The following is an 18,925-nucleotide window of genomic DNA, read 5'->3' on the forward strand; positions in this document are numbered from 1 at the left end:
CTCAGGCCATCCAAAACAGGGGAGAGCCGGCACACCGGCTTCCGGGCCATCGGCTGTGACCGTTAGGAGCGCTGGCGGAAAGGGAAGCACCGTGCAGCGACGGAGTCTGGGGGATTCTCGCCGGCCTGGCTGGCGGCCCCCCCGCACCCGCACGACCGATCCCGCGCCGGCTCACTGCATCGAGCGAGGAGACGTCATGAGCATTTTCAGTCACTTCCAGGAACGCTTCGAAGCGACCCGCCAAGAGGAATATTCCCTCCAGGAATATCTCGACCTCTGCAAGCAAGACAAGACAGCCTATGCCTCTGCCGCCGAGCGCCTGCTGATGGCGATCGGCGAGCCGGAATTGCTGGACACCTCGGTGGACTCCAGGCTGTCGCGGATCTTCTCCAACAAGGTGATTCGCCGCTACCCGGCGTTCGCCGACTTCCACGGCATGGAGGAATGCATCGACCAGATCGTCGCGTTCTTCCGCCATGCGGCCCAGGGGCTGGAGGAGAAGAAGCAGATCCTTTACCTGCTCGGCCCGGTCGGCGGCGGTAAATCCTCCCTGGCGGAAAAACTCAAGCAACTGATGGAGAAGGTGCCCTTCTACGCGATCAAGGGCTCGCCGGTCTTCGAGTCGCCGCTGGGCTTGTTCAACCCCGACGAAGACGGCGCCATCCTCGAGGAGGACTACGGCATCCCGAGGCGCTACCTGCGCTCGATCATGTCGCCCTGGGCAACCAAGCGCCTCAACGAGTTCGGCGGCGACATCAGCCAGTTCCGCGTGGTCAAGCTGTACCCCTCGATCCTCAACCAGATCGCCATCGCCAAGACCGAGCCCGGCGACGAGAACAACCAGGACATATCCGCGCTGGTCGGCAAGGTCGACATCCGCAAGCTGGAGGAATACCCGCAGAATGACGCGGACGCCTACAGCTACTCGGGCGCCCTCTGCCGGGCCAACCAGGGCCTGATGGAATTCGTCGAGATGTTCAAGGCCCCGATCAAGGTCCTGCACCCGCTGCTGACCGCGACCCAGGAAGGCAACTACAACAGCACCGAAGGCCTCGGCGCCCTGCCCTACAGCGGCATCATCCTGGCCCACTCCAACGAGTCGGAATGGCACAGCTTCCGCAACAACAAGAACAACGAGGCCTTCATCGACCGCATCTACATCGTCAAGGTGCCGTACTGCCTGCGCGTGGCGGACGAGATCAAGATCTACGACAAGTTGCTGGTCAACAGCTCGCTGGCGCATGCCCACTGCGCGCCGGACACCCTGAAGATGCTCTCGCAGTTCTCCGTGCTGTCGAGGCTGAAAGAGCCGGAAAACTCGAATATCTACTCGAAGATGCGGGTATATGACGGCGAAAACCTGAAAGATACCGATCCCAAGGCCAAGTCGATCCAGGAATACCGCGACTCGGCCGGGGTCGACGAAGGCATGGCCGGGCTTTCCACCCGCTTCGCCTTCAAGATCCTCTCCAAGGTATTCAACTTCGACCCGCACGAGGTAGCGGCCAACCCGGTGCACCTGCTCTACGTCCTCGAACAGCAGATCGAGCAGGAACAGTTCCAGCCGGAAACCCGCGAGCGCTACCTGCGCTTCATCAAGGAATACCTGGCGCCGCGCTACGTCGAGTTCATCGGCAAGGAAATCCAGACCGCCTACCTGGAGTCCTACAGCGAATACGGTCAGAACATCTTCGACCGCTATGTGCTGTACGCCGACTTCTGGATCCAGGATCAGGAATACCGCGACCCGGAAACCGGCGAGATCCTCAACCGCGCCGCCCTCAACGAGGAACTGGAGAAGATCGAGAAACCCGCGGGCATCAGCAACCCGAAGGACTTCCGCAACGAGATCGTCAACTTCGTGCTGCGCGCCCGCGCCGGCAACAACGGCAAGAACCCGAGCTGGCTGTCCTACGAGAAGCTGCGCGTGGTGATCGAGAAGAAGATGTTCTCCAACACCGAGGACCTGCTTCCGGTCATCAGCTTCAACGCCAAGGCCAGCAAGGAGGACCAGCAGAAGCACAACGACTTCGTCAAACGCATGGTCGAGCGCGGCTACACCGAGAAGCAGGTCCGCCTGCTGTCGGAATGGTACCTGCGGGTTCGCAAGTCGCAGTAGTCTGCCATCGGTACGGTCGCTGCGACCGTACCGGTCGCCGTCGCATTCGGACCTCGGCGCCTCCGCTCCGGCGGGGCGCCACAGGCCCTGAGGAGCATTCATGAGCTACGTCATCGACCGGCGTCTGAACGGCAAGAACAAGAGCACGGTGAACCGCCAGCGCTTCCTGAGGCGCTACCGTGAACACATCAAGAAGGCCGTCGAGGAGGCCGTCAGCCGGCGTTCCATCACCGACATGGAGCACGGCGAGCAGATCAGCATTCCCGGGCGCGATATCGACGAACCGGTGCTGCACCATGGCCGCGGCGGGCGGCAGACCGTCGTCCACCCCGGCAACAAGGAATTCACCGCCGGCGAGCACATCGCCCGCCCATCCGGCGGTGGGGGCGGCCGCGGCGGCGGCAAGGCCAGCAACAGCGGCGAAGGCATGGACGACTTCGTCTTCCAGATCACCCAGGAGGAATTCCTCGACTTCATGTTCGAGGACCTGGAGCTGCCTAACCTGGTCAAGCGCCACATCACCGGCACCGACACCTTCAAGACCGTCCGCGCCGGCATCAGCAACGACGGCAACCCGTCGCGCATCAACATCGTCCGCACCCTGCGCTCGGCCCATGCGCGGCGCATCGCGCTGTCCGGCGGCAGCCGGGCCAAGCTGCGCGCGGCGCTGAAGGAACTGGAGCGGATCAAGCGCGAAGAGCCGGACAATCTCGGCGATATCCAGGAACTCGAACTGGAAATCGCCAGGCTCCGCGCGCGCATCGACCGGGTACCGTTCCTCGATACCTTCGATCTCAAGTACAACCTGCTGGTCAAGCAGCCCAACCCCACCTCCAAGGCGGTGATGTTCTGCCTGATGGACGTCTCCGGCTCGATGACCCAGGCGACCAAGGACATCGCCAAGCGCTTCTTCATCCTGCTCTACCTGTTCCTCAAGCGGAACTACGAGAAGATCGAAGTGGTGTTCATCCGCCACCACACCAGCGCCCGCGAGGTCGACGAGGAGGAGTTCTTCTACTCCCGCGAGACCGGCGGCACCATCGTCTCCAGCGCGCTGAAGATGATGCAGGAGATCATGGCCGAGCGTTATCCGACCCATGAGTGGAACATCTACGCCGCCCAGGCCTCGGACGGCGACAACTGGAACGACGACTCGCCGGTGTGCCGGGACATCCTCCTCAAGCAGATCATGCCGTTCGTCCAGTACTACACCTACGTCGAGATCACCCCGCGCGAACACCAGGCCCTGTGGTTCGAGTACGAGCGCGTGCGCGAAGCCTTCGAAGACAGCTTCGCCCAGCAGCAGATCGTCTCGGCATCGGACATCTACCCGGTGTTCCGCGAGCTGTTCCAGAGGAGGCTCGTCGCATGAGCAAGCGCCAGCCCATCGCCACCGGCTCGGAATGGACCTTCGAGCTGATCCAGCAGTACGACCGGGAAATCAGCAGGATCGCCGAGCGCTATGCCCTGGATACCTATCCGAACCAGATCGAGGTGATCACCGCCGAGCAGATGATGGACGCCTACGCCTCGGTGGGCATGCCGATCGGCTATAACCACTGGTCCTACGGCAAGCACTTCCTCAGCACGGAAAAGAACTACAAGCGTGGCCAGATGGGCCTGGCCTACGAGATCGTGATCAACTCCGACCCCTGCATCGCCTACCTGATGGAGGAAAACACCCAGTGCATGCAGGCGCTGGTGATCGCCCACGCCTGCTACGGGCACAACAGTTTCTTCAAGGGCAACTACCTGTTCCGCACCTGGACCGATGCCAGTTCAATCATCGATTACCTGGTGTTCGCCAAGCAGTACATCATGCAGTGCGAGGAGCGCTACGGGATCGACGCGGTGGAAGACCTGCTCGACTCCTGCCACGCCCTGATGAACTACGGTGTCGACCGCTACAAGCGGCCCTACCCGATTTCCGCGGAAGAGGAGCGGCAGCGGCAGAAGGAGCGCGAGGAACTGATCCAGCGCCAGGTCAACGACCTCTGGCGGACCATCCCGCGCGTCGGCGGCAAGGACAAGGAACAATCCATGGCGCGCTATCCGAGCGAGCCGCAGGAGAACATCCTCTACTTCATCGAGAAGAACGCGCCGCTGCTGGAGCCCTGGCAGCGTGAGGTGATCCGCATCGTGCGCAAGATCGCCCAGTATTTCTACCCGCAACGCCAGACCCAGGTGATGAACGAAGGCTGGGCGACCTTCTGGCACTACACGCTGCTCAACGACCTCTACGACGAAGGCCTGGTCAACGACGGCTTCATGATGGAGTTCCTGCAATACCACACCAGCGTGGTCTACCAGCCGTCCTTCGACAGCCCCTACTACAGCGGCATCAACCCCTACGCCCTGGGCTTCGCCATGTACCGCGACATCCGCCGCATCTGCGAGGAACCTACCGACGAGGACCGCCGCTGGTTCCCGGATATCGCCGGCAGCGACTGGCTGGCCACGCTGAAGTTCGCCATGAAGAGCTTCAAGGACGAAAGCTTCATCCTCCAGTTCCTCTCGCCCAAGGTGATTCGCGACCTGAAGCTGTTCAGCATTCTCGACGACGACCAGAAGGACGACCTGCTGGTCGCGGCGATCCACGACGAAGCCGGCTACCGCACCATCCGCGAGACCCTGGCGGCGCAGTACAACCTCGGCAACCGCGAGCCGAACATCCAGATCTGGAACGTCGACCGTCGCGGCGACCGCTCGCTGACCCTGCGCCACCAGCAGTTCGACCGCCAGCCGCTGAGCGACTCCACCGCCGACGTGCTCAAGCACCTGCATCGCTTGTGGGGCTTCGATATCCACCTGGAGACCCTGCAGGGCGACCAGCTCGTGCAGACCCACCACATGCCGCCCAAGGGCGCCAGCGAGGGCGAGGAAGGCTACCCGCGTTTGGACCTGATCATCCCGCCCATTTGATCGGTTGACGTCCGCCCCGACCGCCGGCCAGCATGCCGGCACGGTCGGGGCGCCCACAGCAGAACAAGAAGCCGGCCGTCCACGGGAGCCGCCATGCGCCTGTTCGCCATCGTCCTGCTCTGCCTCGTCCTGGCCACCTGCGCCAGCCACATCCCCAGCGCCCGGGTGACCCATCCGGCCAGCGCCGGACTGCCCGGCCTGCAAGGTTTCCAGTTGATGCCGCCGGAACAGGCGGTCGACGCCCTTCCCTACCGCAACCGCTATCCGCTGATAAACGCAGAGCTGCGCCAGGGACTGGCGGCCCACGGCTACCACGAGAGCGCTACCCCGCAATTCCGCGTCTACTACTGGCTGGCGCTACGCGACGCACCGCTGGAGTTCCGCCCCGACCTTCCGCCCACCTCCGGCATGGGGCCTTATCTGGCGATCCACCGCCTGCGCGACGAAACCGGGACATTGCGCGTGCGCCTGGTCGACCTGGAGGAGCGCGTTCTCTGGGAAGGTATGGTAAGCACCGGCCTCAGCCCCGCCAGGGCCAATCCGGAACAGCTCGAACTGGCGGTCGGCGCCCTGCTCCGGCAGCTTCCACGCGCCCGCTAGGACACCCTGGGGTAGACTTCCGCCTATCACGCGGAGGATTCCCATGCAGATTTACAAGGTCGGCGGCGCCGTGCGCGATCGCCTTCTCGGCCGTCCGGTCACCGATATCGACTGGGTGGTGGTCGGTGCCAGCAGCGACGAGATGCTCGCCCGCGGCTACCGCCCGGTGGGCGCCGACTTCCCGGTCTTCCTTCATCCGCAGAGCGGCGAGGAATACGCCCTGGCGCGCACCGAGCGAAAGAGCGGGCGCGGCTACGGCGGCTTCACCTTCCATGCCAGCCCCGAGGTGACCCTGGAGGAAGACCTGACTCGCCGTGACCTGACCATCAACGCCATGGCCGAGGACGAACAGGGCCGGGTAATAGACCCCTACGGCGGCCAGGCCGACCTCGAGGCGCGCCTGCTGCGCCACGTTTCCCCGGCGTTCGCCGAGGATCCCCTGCGGGTCCTGCGCGTAGCGCGCTTCGCCGCCCGCTACGCCGGCCTGGGCTTCCGGGTCGCCGCCGAAACCCTCGCCCTGATGCGCCAACTGGCGGAATCCGGCGAGTTGCAGGCGCTGACCCCGGAGCGCAGTTGGAAGGAAATTTCCCGCGCCCTGATGGAACCCAACCCCGAGGTCTTCATCCAGGTCCTGCACGACTGCGGCGCCCTGGCCGAACTGATCCCGGAAGTCGAGGCGCTATTCGGCGTACCGCAGCCGGCGGCCCACCATCCGGAAATCGATACCGGCGTCCATGTCCTGTCGGTATTGCAGCAATGCGCCCGCCACCGGCAGCCGCTCAGCGTACGCTGGGCCTGCCTGCTGCACGACCTGGGCAAGGGACTCACCAGCGAAGCGGACTGGCCCCGCCATATCGCCCACGAGGCTCGCGGCGTGCCGTTGATCGATGCGGTGAACCAGCGCTTCAGGGTGCCGCGCGACTGCCAGGAACTGGCGCGCCTGGTGGGCGAGTACCACACCCATGCCCACCGGGCGCTGGAGCTGCGCCCGAATACACTGCTGGAGCTGTTGCAGAGCTTCGACGTGTATCGCCGCCCGCAGCGTTTCGAGGAGTTCGTCGCCGCCAGCGAGATGGACGCGCGCGGCCGCCTCGGCCTGGAACAGCGGGACTATCCGCAGGCCGCCTACCTGCTCGGCGCGGCGCAGGCAGCGCGGGCAGTCAGCGTGAAGCCGCTGGTGGAAAAGGGCTTGAAGGGCGCGGAACTGGGCGAGGCGCTGAAGCGTGCGCGCCTCGCCGCACTCAAGGCCTACAAGGAAGAACGCGGAAAGGCCTGAAGCAGCGCTTCGGGAGTCAACGCCTGGCCACGCCATTCGAATGGCGCCGGCCAGAGCTTCTGCTGGATCCTCGCCTCGCGCCAGAGATCGCCCAGCGGCTGGCGGGCGACCGGATGCTCCAGGTTCGGCGCCAGCTCGGACAAGGGCCAGAGCACGAAAGCGTTCTTCAGCACTTCGGCGCGCGGCAGCACCAGGCCATCGAAATCGCCCACCAGGTCGCCGTAGAACAGCACGTCGATATCCAGCGGCAGCCCCTTGCGCTCTGGCGCATAGCGGCCATTGTCGGCCTCGATGTGCTTGAGTCGCAGGCTCAGTTCGGCCAGCGGCAGATCGGTGCGGGCAGACACCACCAGGTTGAAGAACGGCCCGCTCTTGATACCCACCGGCTCGCTCTCGAACACCGGCGAGCAACGCAGGTCATGAAGGAAACCGGCCAGCGCATCGAGGCCGGCATGCAGGTGGCGCTCACGCTCGACATTGCTGCCGAGGCCGAGGTAGACCGGGATCAGCGACATCCGCGTTCGATCTCCACGCCAACGCCACGGGCCGCCGGCACCGCGCCGGGCTTGGTCACGCGGATGCGCAGCCAGGGAATGCCGCGCTCGCCCATCAGTACCTCGGCGAGGCGCTCGGCGAAGGTTTCCACCAACTGGAAATGCGATTCCCGGGCGAATTCCTGCACCCGCTCGGACAACGCGGCATAGTCCAGCGCCAGGGCGAGATCGTCGCCCGCGGCGGCCGGACGGTTGTCCCAGCCCAGGGTCAGGTCCAGGCGCAGGCACTGACGGATGCCGCGCTCCCAGTCGTACACGCCGATGACGGTATCGACCTCCAAGCCTTCGATAAAAACTCTGTCCACTTCGCTACCCGCTCCAAGGGATGCCACGACAAGCGTGCGCCGCCCCGTTAGAATCGAGGACATCCTCGTCCTCGGTGGAATCCATGGTCTGGCTACTGGCGATCCTCGCCTACCTGCTCGGTTCCCTCTCCTTCGCCGTCCTGCTCAGCCGCTGGTTCGGCACCCAGGACCCGCGCGCCAGCGGTTCCGGCAACCCCGGCGCGACCAACATGCTGCGCGTCGCCGGGAAGAAACTCGCCATCCTGACCCTGCTCGGCGACGTCGGCAAAGGCCTGTTGCCGGTGCTGGTCGCCCGCTGGCTGGGGCTCGGCGTGATGGAGGAGGCCTGGGTCGGCATCGCCGCCGTGATCGGCCACCTGTATCCGCTGTACTTCAACTTCCGCGGCGGCAAGGGTGTCGCCACCGCCGCGGGCATGCTCCTCGGCCTCTATCCGCCGGCCGTACTGCTGGCCGCGGCGGCCTGGCTGCTGACCTTCAAGCTGTCGCGCACCAGCTCGCTCGCCTCGCTGGTGGCCACCCCGCTGACCCTGCCGTTGCTGGCCTGGCAGCAGCCCGGAGCGCTGCTGCCGATGACCGTGCTGACCGGCCTGATCGTCTGGCGGCACCGCGCCAACTTACGCGATCTGTTCGCCGGCCGCGAACGGCATTTCTAATCCATAAAAGGAAAAAACTTCATGCAGTCTGGCCCAGCTGCGTCATCGACACCTGCCTGACTGCGACCTGGCGGCCACTCAGACCGCCGGCAGCGACTCCATCGGCCAGCGCGGCTGGACGCTGATCGCCGGGCCGTCATGCTGGCCGGCGAGCAGGCGCTGGCAGCCGGCGTAGGCGATCATCGCGCCATTGTCGGTGCAGAAGCGCGGGCGGGCGTAGAACACCTGCCCCTTCATTTCGCCGAGCATCTTTTCCAGGCCGCTGCGCAGCGCCTGGTTGGCGCTGACACCGCCGGCGATCACCAGGTTCTTCAGGCCGGTCTGCTTCAAGGCGCGACGGCACTTGATCAGCAGGGTCTCGACCACCGCGGTCTGGAACGCCAGGGCGATGTCGCAGCGGGTCTGCTCGCTGTCGTCGCCGGCCTCGACGCAACGCTGCCAGGTGTTCAGGGTAAAGGTCTTGAGCCCGCTGAAGCTGAAGTCCAGGCCGGGGCGATCGGTCATCGGCCGCGGGAACACGAAGCGGCCAGGAGTGCCGCGCTCCGCCAGGCGGGCGATTTCCGGACCACCGGGATAGCCCAGGCCGATCAGCTTGGCGGTCTTGTCGAAGGCTTCGCCGGCGGCATCGTCCACCGATTCGCCAAGCAACTGGTAGCGGCCGATACCGTCCACCCGCACCAACTGGGTGTGACCGCCGGAAACCAGCAAGGCGACGAACGGGAACCGCGGCGGCTGCTCTTCCAGCATCGGCGCCAGCAGGTGCCCTTCCATGTGGTGCACGCCGACCGCCGGCACGCCCCAGGCGAAGGCCATCGCCTGGGCACAGGAAGCCCCCACCAGCAGGGCGCCGACCAGGCCGGGGCCGGCGGTATAGGCGATCGCGTCGATATCCGCCGGCGTGCAGCCGGACTCGTCGAGCACCTGGCGGATCAGCGGCAGCATGCGCTTGACGTGGTCGCGCGAGGCCAGCTCGGGCACGACGCCGCCGTAGACGCGATGGAGGTCGATCTGACTGAACAGCGCGTCGGCCAGCAGGCCGCGTTCGCTGTCGTAAAGGGCGACGCCGGTTTCGTCGCAGGACGTTTCCAGTCCCAGCACGCGCATGGGCTTGAGCCTTAGAGCTTGGCAAATACGAAGCCGCGCATGATAATCGGCGGCTTTGCGCCAGACCAGTGTTTTTCGATCGGAGGCTTTGCATTCCTCCGGCCGAACCGTTAATATCCGCAACCCTTGAAAACCGACGTATCCGCGCCACCTTGCCGGAGTACGTTCAACCCCCGGTAATCAGTGAAGGTACGACCTGGATGCCAGCCGTCAAAGTAAAAGAGAACGAACCCTTCGACGTAGCCCTGCGTCGTTTCAAGCGCTCCTGCGAAAAAGCAGGTGTACTGGCTGAAGTTCGCAGCCGCGAGTTCTACGAGAAGCCCACTGCCGAGCGCAAGCGCAAGGCCGCTGCCGCAGTGAAGCGCCACGCGAAGAAAGTACAGCGCGAACAGCGCCGTCGCGAGCGCCTGTACTGATCCACTCGACGCCCACGCGTCAGTGATCGTGCCTCAGCCCGGCCTCGGCCGGGCTTTCGGCTTTCCGCCATGAGCGAAATCAAATCCCGCCTCCTCGACGCCGTCAAGGTCGCCATGCGCGCCCAGGACAAGCCGCGGCTGACCACGTTGCGCCTGGCCCTCGCGGACATCAAGCGCGTCGAAGTCGACGAACGCATCGAGGTGGATGACGCCCGAGCCCTGCTGATCCTAGACCGGATGATCAAGCAGCGCCGCGACGCCCAGCGCCAGTTCAGCGACGCCGGCCGCCAGGACCTCGCCGAGGTCGAGACCGCCGAGATCCTCGTGCTCCAGGACTTCATGCCCAAGCCCCTGGACGACCATGAGATCGACGCCCTGATCGAGCGCAGCATCGTCGACAGCGGCGCCCAGGGTCCGCAGGACATGGGCAAGGCGATGAACCTGCTGCGACCGCAGGTCCAGGGTCGCGTCGACATGGCACAGGTCAGTCAGCGCCTGAAGGCGCGCCTCTCCTCCTGAAACACCGCGCCGGCCTGATCGGCCCGGCGATAATTGCTATGCTGCCGCTCTGCGCCCACGCGCCGTCGTTTTCGAGAACACCATGGCCGGCCTGATACCGCAAAGCTTCATCGATGACCTGCTGAACCGCACCGACATCGTCGAGGTGGTGAGTTCGCGCATCCAGCTGAAGAAAACCGGCAAGAACTACAGCGCCTGCTGCCCGTTCCACAAGGAAAAGACTCCCTCGTTCACCGTCAGCCCGGACAAGCAGTTCTACTACTGCTTCGGCTGCGGCGCCGGCGGCAACGCGCTCGGCTTCGTCATGGACCACGACCAGCTGGAGTTCCCCCAGGCGGTCGAGGAACTGGCCAAGCGCGCCGGCATGGACGTGCCGCGCGAGGAACGCGGCGGACGCGGGCACACGCCGCGCCAGCCGACCGACTCGCCGCTCTACCCGCTGCTCAGCGCCGCCGCCGAGTTCTACAAGCAGGCGCTGAAAAGCCACCCGGCGCGCAAGGCCGCGGTGAACTACCTGAAGGGCCGCGGCCTGACCGGCGAGATCGCCCGCGACTTCGGCCTCGGTTTCGCCCCGCCCGGCTGGGACAACCTGCTCAAGCACCTGGGTGGCGACAACCTGCAACTCAAGGCCATGCTCGACGCCGGCCTGCTGGTGGAGAACAGCGACACCGGCAAGCGCTACGACCGCTTCCGCGATCGCGTGATGTTCCCGATCCGCGACAGCCGCGGGCGGATCATCGCCTTCGGCGGCCGGGTGCTCGGCGACGACAAGCCGAAGTACCTGAACTCCCCGGAGACTCCGGTCTTCCACAAGGGCCAGGAACTCTACGGACTCTACGAAGCCCGGCAGAAGAATCGCGACCTCGACGAGATCATGGTGGTCGAGGGCTACATGGATGTCATCGCCCTGGCCCAGCAAGGCATCCGCAACGCGGTGGCGACCCTCGGCACGGCGACCAGCGAGGAACACATCAAGCGCCTGTTCCGCCTGGTACCGAGCATCCTGTTCTGTTTCGACGGCGACCAGGCCGGCCGCAAGGCGGCCTGGCGCGCCCTGGAGTCGGTGCTGCCGAACCTGCAGGACGGCAAGCGCGTGCGCTTCCTGTTCCTCCCCGAGGGGGAGGACCCGGACAGCCTGGTACGCGCCGAGGGCGAGGATGCCTTCCGCGCACGCATCACCCAGCAGGCCCAGCCGCTGGCGGAGTACTTCTTCCAGCAACTGATGCTCGAGGCCGACCCCGCCACCCTGGAAGGCAAGGCCCACCTGGCGACCCTCGCCGCGCCGCTGCTGGAGAAGATTCCCGGGAACAACCTGCGCCTGCTGATGCGGCAACGTCTGTCGGAAATCACCGGCCTGTCCGGCGAAAACATCGGACAACTGGCGCACCACAGCCCGCCGCCGTCGTCCATGGACCACGGAGCGAGCGGCGTCTTGGACGGCGACGACTATTTCGCCGCCAGCGCCTACTACGAGAACGAGCCCTCCCATGCGCCATTCGACGCTGCGCCAGGCTATGGCGAGGCGCAACCGCGCAAGAGCTGGAACAAGGACAAGAAGCCCTGGGACGGCAAGAAGTGGGATGGCAAGAAGAAGTGGGACAAAGGCGGCCGCGGCGACTTCAAGACTCCGCAACGAACGCCGGTCAGCGTGGAGTCCACCACCCTCAACGCCCTGCGCACCTTGCTGCATCATCCGCAGTTGGCCTTGAAGGTCGACGATGCGGGCACCCTCGCCAGGGAGCAGGATACCTACGCCCAGTTGCTGGTGTCCCTGCTGGAAGCCCTGCAGAAGAACCCGCGGCAGAGCTCGATGCAACTCATCGCGCGCTGGCACGGCACGCCCCAGGGCCGCCTGCTGCAGGCCCTGGGCGAGAAGGAGTGGCTGATCGTCCAGGAGAACCTTGAAAAGCAGTTCTTCGACACCATTACTAAACTCTCCGAGAGCCAGCGTTTCGGCGAGCGGGAGGAGCGTTTACGCAGCGTCATGCAGAAGAGCTACAGTGAACTGACCGATGAAGAGAAAGCCTTGCTCAGAGAGCACTACAGTGTTGCCGCTTCATCGCCTTCCCAGAGCTGAACTGGCGCCTCAGCCCAGGCATCAGGTATAATCCTCTGCTTATTTTTTGCCCGCCAAGACCTTCAGTGGATAGGGTGTTATGTCCGGAAAAGCGCAACAGCAATCTCGTCTGAAAGAGTTGATCGCCCGAGGCCGTGAGCAGGGATACCTGACTTACGCGGAGGTCAACGACCACCTGCCGGAGGATATTTCCGATCCGGAACAGGTGGAAGACATCATCCGCATGATCAACGACATGGGGATCAACGTATTCGAGACAGCCCCGGATGCGGATGCCCTGTTGCTGGCCGAGGCGGATACCGACGAAGCCGCAGCGGAAGAAGCCGCAGCGGCCCTGGCCGCGGTGGAAAGCGACATCGGTCGCACCACCGACCCGGTGCGCATGTACATGCGTGAAATGGGTACCGTGGAACTGCTGACCCGCGAAGGCGAGATCGAAATCGCCAAGCGCATCGAGGAAGGCATCCGCGAAGTGATGAGCGCCATCGCCCAGTTCCCGGGCACGGTGGACAGCATCCTGGCCGACTACAATCGCATCGTCGCCGAAGGCGGTCGCCTCTCCGACGTCCTCAGCGGCTATATCGATCCCGATGACGGCAGCCTGCCCGCCGAAGAGGTGGAGCCGGTCAACCTGAAGGACGATTCCGCCGACTCGAAAGAGAAGGACGACGAGGAAGAAGAAAGCGACGACAGCAGCGACAGCGACGACGAAGGCGACGGCGGTCCGGATCCGGAAGAAGCCCGCCTGCGTTTCACCGCGGTCTCCGAGCAGCTCGACAAGGCCAAGAAGGCCCTGAAGAAGCACGGTCGCGGCAGCAAGCAGGCCACCGCCGAACTCACCGGCCTGGCCGAGCTGTTCATGCCGATCAAGCTGGTGCCCAAGCAGTTCGACGCCCTGGTCGCCCGCGTGCGCTCCGCCCTGGAAGGCGTGCGCGCCCAGGAACGCGCCATCATGCAACTCTGCGTGCGTGACGCGCGCATGCCGCGTGCCGACTTCCTGCGCCTGTTCCCGAACCACGAGACCGACGAGAAGTGGGTCGACAGCGTCCTGAAGAGCAAGCCGAAGTACGCCGAGGCCATCGAGCGCCTGCGCGACGACATCCTGCGCAACCAGCAGAAGCTGGCGGCCCTGGAAAGCGAGGTCGAGCTGACCGTCGCCGAGATCAAGGAAATCAACCGCGCGATGTCGATCGGCGAAGCCAAGGCTCGCCGGGCGAAGAAGGAAATGGTCGAGGCCAACCTGCGCCTGGTGATTTCCATCGCCAAGAAGTACACCAACCGCGGCCTGCAATTCCTCGACCTGATCCAGGAAGGCAACATCGGCCTGATGAAGGCGGTGGACAAGTTCGAATACCGTCGTGGCTACAAGTTCTCCACCTACGCCACCTGGTGGATTCGCCAGGCGATCACCCGTTCGATCGCCGACCAGGCACGCACCATCCGCATCCCGGTGCACATGATCGAGACGATCAACAAGCTCAACCGCATCTCCCGCCAGATGCTCCAGGAAATGGGTCGCGAGCCCACCCCGGAAGAGCTTGGCGAGCGCATGGACATGCCTGAGGACAAGATCCGCAAGGTACTGAAGATCGCCAAAGAGCCGATCTCCATGGAAACCCCGATCGGTGACGACGAAGATTCGCACTTGGGCGATTTCATCGAGGACTCCACCATGCAGTCGCCGATCGAGATGGCGACCAGCGAGAGCCTCAAGGAATCCACCCGCGAAGTCCTCGCCGGCCTCACTGCCCGGGAAGCCAAGGTGCTGCGCATGCGCTTCGGCATCGACATGAACACCGACCACACCCTCGAGGAAGTCGGCAAGCAGTTCGATGTGACCCGCGAGCGGATCCGCCAGATCGAAGCCAAGGCGCTGCGCAAGCTGCGCCATCCGTCGCGAAGCGAGCACCTGCGCTCCTTCCTCGACGAGTGACGAACGAACCCCCGGCCTGAAAAACCGGGGGTTTTTCTTTGCCGCTTGCCCCGCCGCCCGGCGTCTACACTTCCGCTTATATTCCCGTCCACCGCGAGACCGCCTCATGCAGCGTCTGCAGGCCGTGCTTCTCCTGTGTCTGGCCTGCTGCTGGCCGGGGCTGGCCGGCGCCCTCACGCTCACGCCCGAGGAACGGGCCTGGCTGGCCGAGCACCCGAGCATCCGCCTGGGCGTGGATACCTCCTGGCCGCCATTCGAGTTCCGCGACGAACAGGGCCGCTACCAGGGACTCGCCGCCGGCTACGTCGGCCTGCTGCAGGAACGCCTGGGCGTCAGCCTGACGCCTGTCGAACCAAAGACCTGGACGCAGGTCCTGGAGCAGGCCAAGGACGGTCGGCTGGACCTGCTGCCCGGCAGCATGGCTACCCCGGAGCGCCAGGAGTACCTGAGCTTCACCCGGCCCTACCTGGATTTCCCGATCATCATCCTGGCACGCAAGAACGGCCCGATGCCGAAGCGCATCGACGAGCTCTACGGACTCAAGGTCGCGGTGGTCGACCACTATGCTCCTCACGAACTGCTGATCGCCCAGCATCCCGACCTCACCCTGCTGCCGCTGCCTTCGGTAGCGGCAGCCCTGCAGGCGCTGGCCACCGGCCAGGCCGACGCCTTCGTCGGCGACTTCGCCTCCAGCGTATGGAACCTCCGCCAGCTCAAGCTCAACGGCCTGGAGATCAGCGGCGAGACGCCATACCGCTACCAACTGGCGATGGCCGTGCCGCGCGGACAACCGATCCTCGCCGGGATCGTCGACAAGGTCCTCGCCGACCTCAGCGCCGAGGAGATCGAGCGACTCCAGGCCCCCTGGGTCGGCGGCCTGCTCGACCGACGTCCGGCCTGGCGCGAGATGGCGACCTACGGCCTTCCCATCGTCCTGCTGATCCTGGTCTCGGTCGCCATACTGCTGGCCATGAACCGCCGCCTGCGCCGCGAGGTGAGTCGCCGGCGGCAATTGGAGCGCGAACTGCGCGACAGCGAACAGCACTACCGGGGACTGGTGGAAAGCCTGAATGCCATCGCCTGGGAAATGCGCCTCGAGGAGAACCGCTTCACCTACGTCTCGCCCCACGCCGAACGCCTGCTCGGCTATCCCCTCGGCGAATGGCTGTTGCCGGGCTTCTGGCAGCGGACCCTGCACCCCATGGACGCCGAGTACGCCATCCACTATTGCATGAGCGAAAGCCAGGCCGGACGCGACCACAGCTTCGACTACCGGATGCTCGCCGCCGACGGCCGGGTAGTCTGGATTCGCGATCTGGTCACCCCGATCGCGCAAGGCCGGGACCTGCTCCTGCGCGGTCTGATGATCGACATCACCGAGGCCAAGCTCACCGAGCAGGCCATGCGCCTGTCCGAACAGAAGTTCGCTTCGGTGTTCCACCACTGTCCGGACATGGTGGTACTGGCCAATGGCGCCGACGGCCGCTTCCTCGCGGTGAACAACACCTTCGAGCAGCAGATCGGCATCGCCGCCGACGACGCCATCGGCAAGACCGCCACCGAACTGGGCATCTGGGCACTCCCCGGCCTGGGCCCGCAGGTCCTGGAAAAGCTCGGCCACGGCAACCTGACCAACCTCGAGGTGCCCCTGCGGCGCCGCAATGGCAGTACCTTCAGCGCGCTGCTCAGCGCCCAGCACGTGGCCCTCGACCAAACCCCGGCGCTGGTGGTGGTGATCCGCGACATCACCCACCTGGTGGAGACCCAGGAACTGCTGCGGATCTCCGAGGAGAAGTTCGCCAACGCCTTCCATGCCTACCCCGACGGTCTGCTGATCAGCCGCCTCGAAGACGGCACGCTGATCGACGTGAACGAAGGCTTCACCCGTCTCACCGGCTACCGCCGCGACGAAGTCATCTCCCGCTCCACGCTCGAACTCGGCCTGTGGGTCGACACCGAGGACCGCAAGCGCCTGATCTCGCTGGTACGCCACCACACCCTGACCCAGGGCTTCACCGCCCCTGTACGGGACCGCAACGGTGGCATCCGCCAGTGCGAGATGTCCGCCCACCGGATCAGCATCGATGGCGAGGACTGCGTGCTGACCATCGCCCGCGATATCACCGAGCGCCAGCTCATGCAGGAGAAGCTGCAGCAGGCCGCCACCGTCTTCGAAAGCACCGCCGAAGGCGTGATGATCACCGATACCCGCCAACGCATCACCGCGGTCAACCGCGCCTTCAGCGAGATCACCGGCTACAGCGAGCAGGAGGCGCTGGGACGCTCGCCCAGCCTGCTCTCCTCCGGACAACACGACTCCAGCTTCTACCTCGCCATGTGGAACCAGCTGGAGCGCGACGGGCACTGGCAGGGCGAGATCTGGAACCGACGCAAGACCGGCGAGCTGTACCCCGAATGGCTGACCATCAGCGCGGTACACAATCCGCAGGGCGAGATCACCCACTTTGTCGGCGTCTTCGCCGATATCTCCACCCTCAAGTACGCCCAGGCCCGGCTCGACTACCAGGCCCACCACGATCCGCTCACCGGCCTGCCCAATCGCCTGCTGTTCGAGAGCCGGCTCAATCACGCCCTCGACGAGGCCCGCGAAGAGAGCCGTCCCGGCGCCGTGCTGTTCATCGACCTGGACCGTTTCAAGCACATCAACGACAGCCTCGGCCATCCCATCGGCGACCTGCTGCTCAAGGCCATCGCCGAACGCCTGCGCGACCAGTTGCGCGACGTCGATACCGTAGCCCGCCTGGGGGGCGACGAATTCATCATCCTGCTCCCAGGCCTGCACCAGGAAAGCGACGCCGAGCACGTCGCGCGCAAGCTGCTGAATGCCTTCACCGCGCCGTTCCAGGCCGACGGTCATGAATTCTTCGTCAGCGCCAGCGTCGGCATCGCCCTGTTCCCCAAGGACGGCGACGACGCCCCGACCCTGGTGAAGAACGCCGACGCCGCCATGTACCGCGCCAAGTCGCGGGGCCGCAGCCGCATCGAGTACTACACCCGCGAACTGACCTACCTGGCCACCGAGCGCATGGCGCTGGAAACCGAACTGCGCCGCGCCCTCGAGCGCGACGAGTTGCAGCTCTACTACCAACCCAAGCTGAGCCTGGAGAGTGGCCTGCTGGTCGGCGCCGAGGCACTGGTGCGCTGGAACCATCCGCTGTTCGGGGAAATTTCCCCGGAGCGCTTCATCCCCCTCGCCGAGGATTGCGGCCTGATCCTGCCCCTCGGCGACTGGGTGCTGGAACACGCCTGCCAGCAGATGGGCGAATGGCAAAAGCTGCACGCGCCGTTCGGCCCGCTGTCGGTCAACCTCGCCGGCGCCCAGCTCGGCCAGCCGCAACTGATCGAACGCCTCGAGCAACTGCTGGAGCAGTCCGGCCTGGAACCGTCGCGGCTGCAACTGGAAATCACCGAGAGCTTCATCATGAACCAGACCGAGGAGGCCCTCGCCGTCCTCCACGGCCTCAAGCGCCTCGGCGTACAGCTGGCGATCGACGACTTCGGCACCGGCTACTCCTCGCTCAGCTACCTCAAGCGCCTGCCGCTGGACATCCTGAAGATCGACAAGTCGTTCATCCGCGGCCTCCCCGACGATCCCCACGATGCCGCCATCACCCGCGCCATCATCGCCCTCGGCCGCAGCATGCAGCTCACGGTGATCGCCGAAGGCGTGGAAACCGAAGGCCAGCAGAGCTTCCTCACCCACGAAGGCTGCGAGCAGATCCAGGGCTTCGTCCTCAGCCCGCCGCTGCCCGCCGAGCTGTTCGCCAGCAAATTCCTCAAACCGCGCCAGCCGATTGGCGCTCCCCGAGAAGCGCCGGTATAATCCGCCGACCTTCTGGGGGCCTATAGCTCAGTCGGTTAGAGCAGAGGACTCATAATCCTTTGGTCCACGGTTCGAGTCCGTGTGGGCCCACCAACCTTGAAGCCGCGTATTACGCGGCTTTCGGCTTTTTGGGTTTGTGGCAGCCGGATCAGTCCTATGGTCCGAAGGTACAAATTAGGTACAGTGCAGCTTCGCTTGCACGCCTTTGGAGTCCTTCAGATGGCCACAATCGTCAAAACCCCTGCCGGCACCTGGAAGGCCGTCATCCGCAAGACTGGATGGCCGACCAACGCCAAAACCTTCCGCACCAAACGCGACGCAGAGGATTGGTCACGACGAACCGAAGATGAAATGGTGCGGGGTGTCTATATCCAGCGCAGTGGGTCCGAGCGACTGACGCTTGTAAAAGCCTTGCAGCGATATCTACGGGAAATCACGCCGACGAAGAAACCAACGACTCCGCGGGCGGAGATCACCAAGGCGAAGCAGTTAATCAATGGGCTGGGTAAATACTCGCTCGCTGCACTTTCTGCCGAAGTGATAGCCGATTACCGGGATAAGCGTCTCTCCACCTTTACCACACGCGGCCAGCCAATCAGCATG

14 protein-coding genes, 1 tRNA gene and 1 pseudogene are annotated in these 18,925 nt (G+C 64.8%); 13 read left to right on the forward strand and 3 right to left on the reverse strand.

Annotated features, from left to right (window positions below; all coding sequences use genetic code 11):
- Positions 1–196: 196 nt before the first annotated feature.
- From FOC67_RS22960 to FOC67_RS22980, 5 genes are all read left to right on the forward strand, one after another.
- Entirely contained in the window at positions 197–2,119 is a 1,923-nt protein-coding gene (locus FOC67_RS22960; protein WP_003085078.1) for a PrkA family serine protein kinase, read from the forward strand.
- Positions 2,120–2,219: 100 nt separating this feature from the next.
- Complete coding sequence (locus FOC67_RS22965; protein ID WP_003085075.1) at positions 2,220–3,491, forward strand: YeaH/YhbH family protein; 1,272 nt, start codon at positions 2,220–2,222, stop codon at positions 3,489–3,491.
- Positions 3,488–5,041, forward strand: coding sequence for a SpoVR family protein (locus FOC67_RS22970; RefSeq protein ID WP_003099581.1), 1,554 nt, complete (start codon positions 3,488–3,490; stop codon positions 5,039–5,041). The genes FOC67_RS22965 and FOC67_RS22970 overlap by 4 nt, the downstream gene beginning before the upstream one ends.
- Positions 5,042–5,134: 93 nt before the next feature.
- The gene (locus FOC67_RS22975; protein ID WP_003085071.1) at positions 5,135–5,641 is read left to right on the forward strand and encodes a DUF4136 domain-containing protein; all 507 of its coding nucleotides are present in this window, start codon (positions 5,135–5,137) and stop codon (positions 5,639–5,641) included.
- 43 nt (positions 5,642–5,684) lie between these two features.
- Positions 5,685–6,917, forward strand: a complete 1,233-nt coding sequence (locus tag FOC67_RS22980; RefSeq protein WP_003099584.1) for a multifunctional CCA addition/repair protein — start codon at positions 5,685–5,687, stop codon at positions 6,915–6,917.
- Here FOC67_RS22980 and folK read toward each other — a convergent pair.
- Positions 6,890–7,432: a 2-amino-4-hydroxy-6-hydroxymethyldihydropteridine diphosphokinase gene (gene folK, locus FOC67_RS22985; protein ID WP_003085067.1), complete on the reverse strand. Its 543-nt coding sequence runs from the start codon at positions 7,430–7,432 to the stop codon at positions 6,890–6,892. The genes FOC67_RS22980 and folK overlap by 28 nt on opposite strands.
- Positions 7,423–7,776: a dihydroneopterin aldolase gene (gene folB, locus FOC67_RS22990; RefSeq protein ID WP_003099587.1), complete on the reverse strand. Its 354-nt coding sequence runs from the start codon at positions 7,774–7,776 to the stop codon at positions 7,423–7,425. Before folB ends, folK begins: the two co-directional genes overlap by 10 nt.
- 83 nt (positions 7,777–7,859) lie before the next feature.
- Between folB and plsY the strand changes: the two genes are divergently transcribed.
- Positions 7,860–8,429 carry a glycerol-3-phosphate 1-O-acyltransferase PlsY gene (gene plsY, locus FOC67_RS22995; protein WP_003085061.1) on the forward strand — a complete coding sequence of 190 codons (570 nt, stop codon included), beginning with the start codon at positions 7,860–7,862 and terminating at the stop codon, positions 8,427–8,429.
- A gap of 78 nt (positions 8,430–8,507) precedes the next feature.
- Here plsY and tsaD read toward each other — a convergent pair whose 3' ends face one another.
- A complete protein-coding gene (tsaD, locus tag FOC67_RS23000) occupies positions 8,508–9,533 on the reverse strand; it encodes a tRNA (adenosine(37)-N6)-threonylcarbamoyltransferase complex transferase subunit TsaD (protein WP_003109020.1) in 1,026 nt (341 codons plus the stop codon).
- 200 nt (positions 9,534–9,733) lie between these two features.
- Between tsaD and rpsU the strand changes: the two genes are divergently transcribed.
- From rpsU to FOC67_RS23035, 7 genes and pseudogenes are all read left to right on the forward strand, one after another.
- Positions 9,734–9,949, forward strand: coding sequence for a 30S ribosomal protein S21 (rpsU, locus tag FOC67_RS23005; RefSeq protein ID WP_003085057.1), 216 nt, complete (start codon positions 9,734–9,736; stop codon positions 9,947–9,949).
- 69 nt (positions 9,950–10,018) lie between these two features.
- Positions 10,019–10,468 carry a GatB/YqeY domain-containing protein gene (locus FOC67_RS23010; RefSeq protein ID WP_009315187.1) on the forward strand — a complete coding sequence of 150 codons (450 nt, stop codon included), beginning with the start codon at positions 10,019–10,021 and terminating at the stop codon, positions 10,466–10,468.
- Positions 10,469–10,550: 82 nt separating this feature from the next.
- Positions 10,551–12,545, forward strand: a complete 1,995-nt coding sequence (gene dnaG / locus FOC67_RS23015; protein ID WP_009315186.1) for a DNA primase — start codon at positions 10,551–10,553, stop codon at positions 12,543–12,545.
- Between the two features lie 79 nt (positions 12,546–12,624).
- Complete coding sequence (gene rpoD, locus FOC67_RS23020; RefSeq protein WP_003085035.1) at positions 12,625–14,478, forward strand: RNA polymerase sigma factor RpoD; 1,854 nt, start codon at positions 12,625–12,627, stop codon at positions 14,476–14,478.
- Between the two features lie 106 nt (positions 14,479–14,584).
- Positions 14,585–18,322, forward strand: a complete 3,738-nt coding sequence (locus FOC67_RS23025; RefSeq protein WP_009315185.1) for a bifunctional diguanylate cyclase/phosphodiesterase — start codon at positions 14,585–14,587, stop codon at positions 18,320–18,322.
- Between the two features lie 16 nt (positions 18,323–18,338).
- Positions 18,339–18,415 (forward strand) — tRNA-Ile (locus FOC67_RS23030).
- Positions 18,416–18,541: 126 nt separating this feature from the next.
- Positions 18,542–18,922, forward strand: a pseudogene (locus tag FOC67_RS23035) (site-specific recombinase); the annotation flags it as partial.
- Between the last annotated feature and the right edge of the window lie 3 nt (positions 18,923–18,925).

Source organism: Pseudomonas sp. FDAARGOS_761, from assembly GCF_013343155.1.
GTDB classification, from domain to species: Bacteria; Pseudomonadota; Gammaproteobacteria; order Pseudomonadales; family Pseudomonadaceae; genus Pseudomonas; species Pseudomonas aeruginosa.